Below are 10,085 nucleotides of genomic sequence, written 5' to 3' on the forward strand. Positions count from 1 at the left end.
CTGATGAACGGGGCGGAGGAGACCCGGGACGGGGTCGGGCTGACCAACCTGGACCAACCGCTGCTCGCCGGCGGTGACGTCACCAAGCGGGACCTGGTCGACTACCTGGACGCCGTGCGCGAGCGCATCCTGCCCGGCCTGCGCGACCGGCCGCTCTCGGTGATCCGGCTGCTGCGCGGGCAGGACCCGTTCATGCAGAAGAACCTGCCCAGGTACACGCCGGACTGGGTGCGCCGCACCTCCGTCTGGGCGGAGGCGTCCCACCGGCAGGTGTCCTACGCCCTCTGCGACGACCGGCCCACCCTGCTCTGGTTCGCCAACCAGCGGGCGATCGAGTACCACCCGACGCTGAGCGCCGTGGCGCACCCCGAGCACCCGACCCACCTGGTGCTGGACCTCGACCCGCCGGAGGGGGAGCCGTTCGGGCTGGTCGTCCGGGCCGCCGCGCTGGTGCGGCGGGCGCTCGACGACGTCGGCCTGGCCGGGGCGGTGAAGACCAGCGGGGCGAAGGGCGTGCACGTCTTCGTACCGGTCGACCCGGCGACCACCGCGGAGGAGGCGGCCGCCGCCACCCGCGCCCTCGCCGTGCACGCCGAACGGCTCGACCCGGCCCTGGCCACCACCGCCTTCATCCGGGAGGACCGGGGTGGCCGGGTCTTCGTCGACGCGACCCGGGCCGGCGGGGCGACCGTGGTGGCCGCGTACAGCCCGCGGGTCCGGCCCGGCCTGCCGGTCTCCTTCCCGGTGGGCTGGGACGACCTCGACCGGGTCACCCCGGCCGACTTCACGGTGCGGACGGTGCCGGCACTGGTGGCCGACCGGGACCCGTGGGCCGACGCGCTGCCCGCCCCGCAGCGGCTCCCGGCCGACCTGGTCGCCGAGGGGCGGACCATCCCGGTCGCCCGGGTGCAGGCCATGCACGAGGGGAAGCGCCGGGCCCGGGCCCGGCGGGCGGCCGGCTGACGTTCGGTCCCGGTCCACCGGGGCCGGCCGAGCGCCGGCGACGTGTCGTGCGCCCTCGGGTCCGCTGCCGCTGATCGGGGACGGGTCAGGCGCCGGGTGCCGGCCGGCCGCGCTCGGGCGGACCGCCGGGCAGGACGCCTAGCCGGTGGCGGCGATCTGCAGCGGGTCCGCCAGGAGCGTGTCGAAGGCCAGTTCGGCGGCGCCGATCAGGGCGGCGTCGCGGCCGAGCGCCGCCGCGCGCAGGTGCACGATCTCGCGGCAGGGCGGCAGGACCATCGTGTCCAGGCGGCGGCGGACCGTGCCCGCGCCGGCGAGGTAGAGCTCGCGCAGCGAGCCGCCGAACACCACGGTGTTCGGGTTGACCACGTTGACCAGGTTGGCCACGCCGAAGCCGAGCCAGTCCGCGACCCGCTCCACGGCCGCCACCGCCGGCTGCTCCCCGGCCGCCGCCGCGCGCAGGACCTCGGCGACCGCGTCCGGGTCGCCCGGCTCCCGGCGGGCGTGCCGCAGCAGCGCCGCCTCGCCGATCTCGGTCTCCCAGCAGCCGCGTGAGCCGCACCCGCAGGGCAGGCCGTCCGGGTTGACCACCATGTGGCCGACCTTGCCGCTGCGCCCGCGGTGGCCGAGCACCAGCCGGCCGCCGCTGATGATGCCGGCGCTGACGCCCAGGTCACCGTGCAGGTAGACGACGTCGTTGACCCCCGCCGCCACGCCCCGGACGTGCTCGGCGAGGGCGGCGATGTCGGCCAGGTCGCCGGTGACGAATCGGGGGCCGGCCGCGAACTCCGCGTTGAGCGCGGCGTGCAGCGTCTCGTCGGCGCCGCCGATCCGGATCCGGCCGTCGGCGTCGCGGGTCGTGTCGACCACGGCGACCGCGCCGCCGGCCAGCAGCGCGTCACCGGGGACGGCGCGTTCCATGTCGCGGACGAAGTCGGCCAGCGGGGTGACGGCCTCGGGGGCCGTCATTCCGGACGGACGGTCGGCCTCGCGCAGGTCGAGGATGCGGCCGCCGAGGCCGACGCGGGCGGCGCGCAGCCGGTCCGCCTCGATGCTCAGCGCGTGCGCGTAGACGCGGTCGGAGCGGGGGCTGACCACCAGCGAGGGGCGGCCGGCGCGGCGGGCGGTGGTGGGTGCCTCCTCGGTCACCAGGCCGGCGGCGGCGAGGTCGGCGGCGAGCGCGCCGATGGTGCTCCGGTTGAGCCGGAGCCGACTGGTCAGCTCGGCGCGGGAGGTCGGGCCGTGCACGTGGACGTAGCGCAGCACGGCGCCGAGGTTCTGCCGGCGGATCTCCTCCTGGCTGGCGCCGGGCGCCGAGGCCAGCAGGGGTTCCGGGTTGCGGCCCTGCCGGGGTGGCCCGGACCGCATGGGTGTCGCCACGGTCAGGCCCGCCTCCCGGTCTGTTGTGGGTATCTGCCGGGGAGTACAACGAAGGGTCCCGGAAACGGACTTCCGGGACCCGACGTCGTGACTACCCGCTGGTGTTACTTGGTGAGCGGCGCCAGCTTCGGGTCGTTCGCGTACGCCTCGGCCGCGTTCGCCTTGGTCACGGCGACCGGCGGGAGCAGGTACGTGTCGACGACCTTGCTGCCGTTGTTGTACGACTTGGTGTCGTTGATCTCCGGCTTGTCACCGGCCTGGAGGGACTTCACCATCGCGATGGTCTGCTTGACCAGGTTCCGGGTGTCCTTGTTGATCGTCATGTACTGCTCGCCAGCCATGATCGACTTGACCGACTCGACCTCGGAGTCCTGACCGGTCACGACCGGGATCGGCTTGCCGGCACCCTTGATCGAGGTGATGATCGCGCGGGCGAGCGTGTCGTTCGGGGAGAGGACGCCGTCCAGCTGCTTGTTGCCGTAGGCGGAGGTCAGCAGCTGGTCCATGCGGGCCTGCGCACCCTCGGCCTTCCAGCCCTGGATGGCGGTCTGCTTGACCTCGGTCTGCTTCGACGCGACGACGAGGTTGCCCTTGTCGATCTCCGGCTTGAGCACGCTCATGGCACCGTTGAAGAAGACACCGGCGTTGTTGTCGTCCGGGGAGCCGGAGAAGAGCTCGATGTTGTACGGGCCGTTCGGCTTCTTGGCCTTCATGCCGTCCAGCAGGGCCTGGCCCTGGAGCTGGCCGACCTTGAAGTTGTCGAAGGCGACGTAGTAGTCGAGGTCCGGGGTGTTGGTGATCAGCCGGTCGTAGGCGATGACCTTCACGCCGGCCTGGTGCGCGGCGGCGACCTGGGTCGACAGCTGCGCGGCGTCGGTCGCGCCGATGACGATGACCTTGGCGCCCTTGGTCACCATGGCGGTGATCTGGGCCTGCTGGTCGGCGACGGTGGTCGACGCGCCGGCGTACTGCACGTCGCTCTTGAAGCCGGCCTCCTTCAGGCCGTTGGTGAACAGGTCACCGGCGAGGACCCAGTTCTCCGAGGTCTTCGACGGCAGGGCGACACCGATCAGGGAGTCGGCCGCGAAGCCCTTGGCCGGGGCGCCGGCACCGCCGGACTCACCGTCACGGCCGGAGCCGCAGCCGGTCAGGGCCAGCGTCGCGATGGCGCCGATCGCCACCGTCTTGGCAAGGAGATTGCGCATGGGGAGTAGTGCCCTTCTTCTGTGGTGATAGGGGAGAGGTCGGTGGCCGTCAGCCGGACACCGCGGTCTTGGCGGGCTCGCGCTCCGCTTCGGGCGGGGACGAGGGCGTGCTGGGCGTGTCTCGGCGGAACGAGCGGGTGAGGCTGCCGATGATCGAGAAACGTCCCTGCTTCTTGTTGTAGACGTCGAGCGCGACGGCGAGCAGCAGGACCAGGCCCTTGATGATCTGGACGCGGTCGGTGCCGACACCCAGCAGTTGCAGGCCGTTGTTGAGCACGGCCATGACCAGACCGCCGACGATCGAGCCGCTGATGGTGCCGATGCCGCCGGAGACGGCCGCGCCACCGATGAAGACCGCGGCGATCGCGTCCAGCTCCCAGCCGTTGCCGTCCTGCGGACCGGAGGCCGCCGAACGGGCCACGAAGATCATGCCGGCCAGCGCGGCCAGGACCGACATGTTCATCATGACGAAGAAGTTGACCCGCTTGAGCTTCACACCGGAGAGCTCCGCGGCCCGGGAGTTGCCGCCGACCGCGTAGATGTGCCGGCCGCCGGCGGTGTTGCGGGTGTAGAAGGAGTACGCCAGCACCAGCGCCACCAGGATGATGCCGGAGACCGGGAAGCTGGTGCCGACCCGGCCGCTGGCGAAGCGCAGCGAGGCGAAGACGATCAGACCGACCATGACGGCCATCCGGAGGACCGAGATCCACATCGGCGCCGGGTCGGCGTCCATCTCCCGACGGGTCTTGCGGGACTTCAACTCCCGCCACACCACGGCCACGCAGGCGGCGAGGCCGAGCAGCAGCGTCAGGTTGTTGTAGCCCGTGCTCGGCCCGACCTCGGGCAGGAAGCCCGAGCCGATCAGCCGGAAGTCCTCCGGCACCGGGATGGTGTTCGCGTTGCCGATGAACTGGTTGCCGCCCCGGAAGAGCAGGAAGCCCGCCAGGGTGACGATGAACGCCGGCACCCCGATGTAGGCGACCCAGAAGCCCTGCCAGGCGCCGATGATCGCGCCGATGGCGAGGCCGAAGAGGATGGCGACGGGCCAGGGCAGCGACCACTCCGCCATCGACTTGGCCACCAGGATGCCGGCGATGGCGGCGACCGAGCCGACCGACAGGTCGATGTGCCCGGCGACGATCACCATCAGCATGCCGATGGCCAGGATGAGGATGTACGAGTTCTGCTGGAACAGCGCGATCAGGTTGTCCGACCGCAGGGTCAGCCCGTCCGTGAGGATCTGGAACAGGACGACGATCGCCACGAGGGTGAAGATCATCCCGAACTGGCGGGCGTTGGAGGTGGTGCCTCCGAAGAGGTTCTTCTGCAGGTCCTTCAATCGGCTCATCGTGTCTGCATCTTCTTCGTAGAGGTCATCTGTTTCATGAGGGTCTCCGGGTCCGCATCATCGCGGGCGATCTCGCCGGTGATGGTTCCTTCGAACACGGTGTAGATGCGGTCGCAGAGCCCGATCAGCTCAGGCAGTTCCGAGGAGATGACGACGACGCCCTTCCCTTGGTCGGCGAGCCGCTGGATGATTCCGTAGATCTCGTACTTGGCGCCCACGTCGATGCCGCGCGTCGGCTCGTCGAGGATCAGCAGGTCGGGGTCGGTGAACATCCACTTCGCCAGGACGACCTTCTGCTGGTTGCCGCCGGAGAGCTTGGAGACGCCCTCGTCGACCGACGGGGTCTTGGTCCGCAGCTCCCGGCGGTACGACTCGGCCGCCTTGTACTCCGCGACCTCGTCCAGGACGCCGTGCCGGGAGATCTTGGACAGCTTGGCGGCCACCGTCGACGTCTTGATGTCGTCGAGCAGGTTGAGACCGATCGCCTTGCGGTCCTCGCTGACGTACGCGAGCCCGTGGTGGATCGCGTCGGCCACCGACTTGAGCACGATCTCCTTGCCGTCCTTGATGATCGTGCCCGATTCGTACACCCCGTAGGAGCGGCCGAAGACGCTCATCGCCAGCTCGGTGCGGCCCGCGCCCATCAGGCCGGCGAAGCCGACGATCTCGCCGCGGCGCACGACGAAGCTCTCGTTCTTGCAGACCTGGCGCTCGGCCGAGATCGGGTGCCGGACGTTCCAGTCGCGGACCTCGAAGAAGACCTCGCCGATCTTGGACGTGTGGTCCGGGAAGCGGCTGCTCAGCTCGCGACCGACCATGCCCCGCACGATCCGGTCCTCGTCGACCCCGCCCGCCTGGACGTCCAGGGTCTCCACCGTCCTGCCGTCGCGGAGGATGGTGATCTGGTCGGCGATCGCCTCGATCTCGTTCAGCTTGTGCGAGATCATGATCGAGGTGACGCCCCGCGAGCGGAAGCCGCGCAGCAGGTCCAGCAGGTGGCGCGAGTCCGCCTCGTTGAGCGCGGCGGTGGGCTCGTCCAGGATGAGCAGCTTGACGTCCTTGGCGAACGCCTTGGCGATCTCCACCAGCTGCTGCTTGCCGACGCCGATGTCCTTGATCAGGGTGTCCGGGTCCTCCTGGAGACCGACCCGGGCCATCAGGTCCAGCGCCATCCGGTTCGCGGCCTTCCAGTCGATCGCACCCCGCTTGCGCGGCTCGTTGCCGAGGAAGATGTTCTCGGCGATCGACATGTGCGGGATGAGCGCGAGCTCCTGATGGATGATCACGATGCCGGCGGCCTCGCTCGCCCGAATGTCGGAGAAGCGGGTCTCGGCGCCCTGATAGATGATGTCGCCGTCGTACGTGCCGTACGGGTAGACGCCGCTGAGCACCTTCATCAGCGTCGACTTGCCCGCGCCGTTCTCGCCGCAGATGGCGTGGATCTCACCGGCGCGAACCACGAGGTTGACGTCGGAAAGGGCCTTGACTCCCGGGAACTCCTTGGTGATGGAGCGCATTTCCAGGAGGATGGGCGCGTCGCTCATGACTTGCTGCACCTCGCCAACATCATGGATGCCTCTCGCTGGATCGGGCCTCACGAGGTTTTGTTGCGTACCACAACTTATTCACGCGCGAAGGCGATCCGCAAGTTTCCAGTGCCCGCCAGTTGTAACAATCCGGCAATGTGGAGTCCGGTCCGTGCCCCGGCTGACGCGGCTGTCCGGTTCCCGGACGGCGGGGTGACGCGGTAGACATCGACGGCTGTGGCGCCGGTCTCCCGCCCTGGCCGGTCCGCCCCGCCCCGGGCCACCGGTGCCACGACCTGCATGGGGGCTGTCCCGCCCGGGGGAGCGGCAGGGCCGCGGGCCCTGCGATCTGATGTGCCCCGGCAGGACTTTTCTGCCCGTGCTCCGCAGCGTGCGACGTACGGTTCAAAAACCGCCAACTGTGACGAAATCAGCTATGCGCTGCCAGCCGAGGCTGGGGTGCGTACGTCCGGCCCCGCCTGCGCCGTCACGCACCGTCGAGCGAATGGCGAACGTGCTGCCGTGCCCGGTGAACCTGTGATTTCGCCGTGCCGACAGGTATCGAGAGCTGCTCGGCGATCTCGTCGTAGTCGAGCTGGCACAGGTCCCGCAGAACCAGAGCGGCCACCAGGTTGGGCCGGTGCGCCTCCAGGCGTTCCAGCGCGTCCAGCAGGTCCAGGCGGGAACCGGCGATCACGCTCGTGGTCCGCGGATCCGGGAGATTGACCGGCAGTTCGGCAGCCATCCGCTCTGCCGCGCGCCGCTTCAGCGAGCGATACGTCTGCCGGGCGCAGTTGGCCACCACGACGTGCAGCCAGGTGGAGAACTTCGACCGACCCTCGAACCGGGTGATGTTCAGTGCCACCTGGAGCAGCGCGTCCTGGCAGGCTTCCTCCGCGTCCTGGAGGCACGGGAGGAACCGACCACACTGTCGAAGCACATCCGGCCCGATGCGCGTCAGCAGCGCGTCGAGCGCCCTGGCATCGCCGGCTGCGGCCATGCGCGCGAGAGCCTCGGTCTCCGGGCTGAGCGCCATGGCGTGTCCATTTCCCCGCAGGTGGTGACGGCAGCGAGCGGCCCACGATCGGCCTATAGTACGGCCGTGTCGGTCCCCGAGCGGATTGGTCGGTATCGGGTTCGTCGGCGCCTCGGGTCGGGTTCGTTCGCCACGGTGTGGCTCGCCGACGACGAGGTCCTGGGGACGTCGGTCGCGGTGAAGGTCCTGGCGGACAACTGGACGCACCACATCGACGTCCGGGCCCGCTTCACCGAGGAGGCGCGCATCCTGCGCCGCGCCGAGTCGGATCGACTGGTCCGCGTTCTCGACGTGGGCGAGTTGGCCGATGGGCGGCCCTATCTGGTGATGACCCACGCGTCGGGGGGCACCCTCGCGGAGCGGCTCGAGACCGGACCGATGCCGGTGCGGGACGCGTTGGGTACCGCGGCGGACCTCGCCCGGGGCGTGGCCGTCCTGCACGACCTCGGCATCATTCATCGGGACTTGAAACCGTCCAATGTGCTCTTCACCGGACCGGGCGCCGGCGAACGGGCGCTCGTCGGCGATCTGGGCCTGGCGAAGGCCCTCGCACACGGCTCCGGCTTCACCATCATCGCCGGTTCACCCGGCTACATGGCACCCGAACAGGCCCGCCTCGGTGGCGGCGTCGACGCACGCGCCGATGTCTACGCTTTGGGAGCGTTGACCTACCACATGCTCACCGGTCGACCTCCCAGCCTTCCCGGGTCGGTCCAGGCCGTCGCGGCAGCCGCCGCGATTCCCGTGGTGCGCCCGTCGAAGGTTCGACCGGACATACCGTCGTACGTGGACGGCGTGGTGCTGCGGGCGCTGAATCCCGATCCGGCACGACGGTGGCCGTCGGCGGCCGCGTTCGCCGACGCGTTGGACGCCGTGGCGGCGGGCCGGCCCGTCCGACGGTCCTGGCCCGTCCGGCGGCTGGCGGCCGCGTCCGTCCTGATTGTCGTGGCCGTGCTCGTCGGTACGGCATGGGCCGACGGGCTGCTGCTGAAATCCCGATGGACGCGGGTGGCCGATGCCTCCGGCAGCCTCTCCGTCGCGGTGCCGGCGGCATGGGCCGGACAGGTGCGGGGCTCCGGCTGGAACCCGCAGTCCATCCGCCTGCCGGCCGGTCGCGCCCCTGGTCTGGTCGTCGGCGCGGACCTCGCCGTGTGGTCCGACCCGACGAAGGCCATCCCGGGGGTGTTCGTCGGTGCGAGCAGGGCGTTGCGCGGTCGCACTCCGGCGCTGCCCGACCACTCGACGTGTGTTCGGGAACCCGACCGGCGGTACAGCACAGGCGCCAGGACGACCGCCGTGCAACACTGGACGCGTTGCGGCGGCACCATGATCTCTTTCACCGAGGCGCTGATGACGCCGTCGACCGGCGACTACGGCGTCTACGTCCAGATCCGGCAGGTCGACGGGGTCGACCGCACCGACGAGATCCTGCGCGGTGTGTGGACGAGCGACTCGTTGGCGCCGGCGGTCTAGGCGCGTTCCCAGCTCGTGCCGCCGGCGAACCGGTAGCGCCGCGTCTCCTGGGCGCCGTCGGCCTTCCGGACGGTGGTGACGATCACACCCCTCGCGATGGTGTACGAGGTGAAGGTCATCCGGCTGTCCGGCCCGCTGGACGGGTCGGCCTGGATGAACCCGATCGTCTCGCGGGTCTTCTGGTCGAAGCCGAGCTTGACCGGGATGAGCGCCTGATCCATGCCGTCGCTGCCGCACTCGATGAGGATGAGCGCATCCTCGGTGACCGGGCTGTTCGCCGGCTCCTCGGTGAGAAACTCCGCGTACGCGGGTCGTGCGCCGCCGGGCAGCATCGTGCAGTTGTTGGCACCGGAGGACCCCCTGCCATTGCGGAACCGCACGTCACCGAGGCCCAGGTAGTCCAGATTCGCCAGCGTCACGTTGGCCCAGTCCGTCTTGCGGATCTCGCTGGTCCTACCGGAAATCGACGGGGCGGCCGACGGGGTGGTCGAGGTTGCGGCGCTCGGGGAGACGGCGGCACTGGCGATCGCCGACGGGGTGGTCGAGGAGGCGGCGGCGCTCGCGCCGGCGGTGGCGGTCGCCGACGGGGCGCCCGCCGGTCCCGCCTCTCCGTCGACATTCTCCGGTTCGGTCGTACAGCCGGTCAGGATCGAGAGGCTGAGAGCGGCAGTCATCAGGCGCAGGGTCCGCATCAGGGGCATTCCTTCCGTCCGGGCAAGGTTTCGGGTTCTGCCTGTGTGATGCGGATTTTCCTGATCCCGTTCGGGGAGACCGGACGAGATTCTGTCGGAAACGCGAATGGCCCCGGCTGGGCAGCCGGGGCCATTCGCGTATGTCAATGATGTGCCCCCGGCAGGATTCGAACCTGCGCCCCCGCCTCCGGAGGGCGGTGCTCTATCCCCTGAGCTACGGGGGCTCAGCGACCCGAGAAGAGTACCAAACCCCGTTCCGAACACCGAATCGGCACCTGGTCCCCCTTCCGTGTCCCTCGAATCCCGCGTTGATCATGAAGTTGTTGTCCCGACACGCCGGGTGGTTTCTAGGCTTCAGTGCAACTGATCTTGGTTGGGCTGGGGGTGCTGGTGGCGAGGCCGGGTGTGTTGACGTTCGGGCATCGGCAGGTGTTGGAGCATTTGTGGGCTTCGGGTCGGACGATC

Annotated in this window: 8 protein-coding genes and 1 tRNA gene; 2 read left to right on the forward strand and 7 right to left on the reverse strand. The window is 70.0% G+C overall.

From position 1 onward, the window contains the following. Positions 1 to 3: 3 nt before the first annotated feature. The gene (gene ligD, locus KBX37_RS23860; RefSeq protein WP_210778142.1) at positions 4 to 963 is read left to right on the forward strand and encodes a non-homologous end-joining DNA ligase; all 960 of its coding nucleotides are present in this window, start codon (positions 4 to 6) and stop codon (positions 961 to 963) included. Positions 964 to 1,101: 138 nt separating this feature from the next. Here the strand turns inward: ligD and KBX37_RS23865 are convergent, their stop codons facing one another. From KBX37_RS23865 to KBX37_RS23885, 5 genes are all read right to left on the reverse strand, one after another. Then, on the reverse strand, positions 1,102 to 2,328 hold the full coding sequence (locus KBX37_RS23865) for an ROK family protein (RefSeq protein ID WP_210778143.1): 1,227 nt from the start codon (positions 2,326 to 2,328) through the stop codon (positions 1,102 to 1,104). A 116-nt stretch (positions 2,329 to 2,444) separates the two neighbouring features. After that, positions 2,445 to 3,545, reverse strand: coding sequence for a sugar-binding protein (locus KBX37_RS23870; RefSeq protein WP_210778144.1), 1,101 nt, complete (start codon positions 3,543 to 3,545; stop codon positions 2,445 to 2,447). A 49-nt stretch (positions 3,546 to 3,594) separates the two neighbouring features. Then, entirely contained in the window at positions 3,595 to 4,893 is a 1,299-nt protein-coding gene (gene mmsB / locus KBX37_RS23875) for a multiple monosaccharide ABC transporter permease (protein ID WP_210778145.1), read from the reverse strand. After that, positions 4,890 to 6,437: a multiple monosaccharide ABC transporter ATP-binding protein gene (gene mmsA, locus KBX37_RS23880; RefSeq protein ID WP_210778146.1), complete on the reverse strand. Its 1,548-nt coding sequence runs from the start codon at positions 6,435 to 6,437 to the stop codon at positions 4,890 to 4,892. The genes mmsB and mmsA overlap by 4 nt, the downstream gene beginning before the upstream one ends. A 469-nt stretch (positions 6,438 to 6,906) precedes the next feature. Then, the gene (locus tag KBX37_RS23885) at positions 6,907 to 7,455 is read right to left on the reverse strand and encodes an RNA polymerase sigma factor (RefSeq protein ID WP_210778147.1); all 549 of its coding nucleotides are present in this window, start codon (positions 7,453 to 7,455) and stop codon (positions 6,907 to 6,909) included. 66 nt (positions 7,456 to 7,521) lie between these two features. On the opposite strand from KBX37_RS23885, the gene KBX37_RS23890 reads away from it, so the two are divergent. After that, positions 7,522 to 8,928, forward strand: coding sequence for a serine/threonine-protein kinase (locus KBX37_RS23890; protein ID WP_210778148.1), 1,407 nt, complete (start codon positions 7,522 to 7,524; stop codon positions 8,926 to 8,928). Here the strand turns inward: KBX37_RS23890 and KBX37_RS23895 are convergent. Further along, entirely contained in the window at positions 8,925 to 9,602 is a 678-nt protein-coding gene (locus tag KBX37_RS23895; protein ID WP_210778149.1) for a hypothetical protein, read from the reverse strand. The two genes, KBX37_RS23890 and KBX37_RS23895, sit on opposite strands and share 4 nt — an antisense overlap. 170 nt (positions 9,603 to 9,772) lie before the next feature. Further along, positions 9,773 to 9,844, reverse strand: a tRNA-Arg gene (locus KBX37_RS23900). Positions 9,845 to 10,085: the final 241 nt, after the last annotated feature.

Source organism: Micromonospora sp. U56 (genome assembly GCF_018070095.1).
GTDB lineage: Bacteria > Actinomycetota > Actinomycetes > Mycobacteriales > Micromonosporaceae > Micromonospora > Micromonospora purpureochromogenes.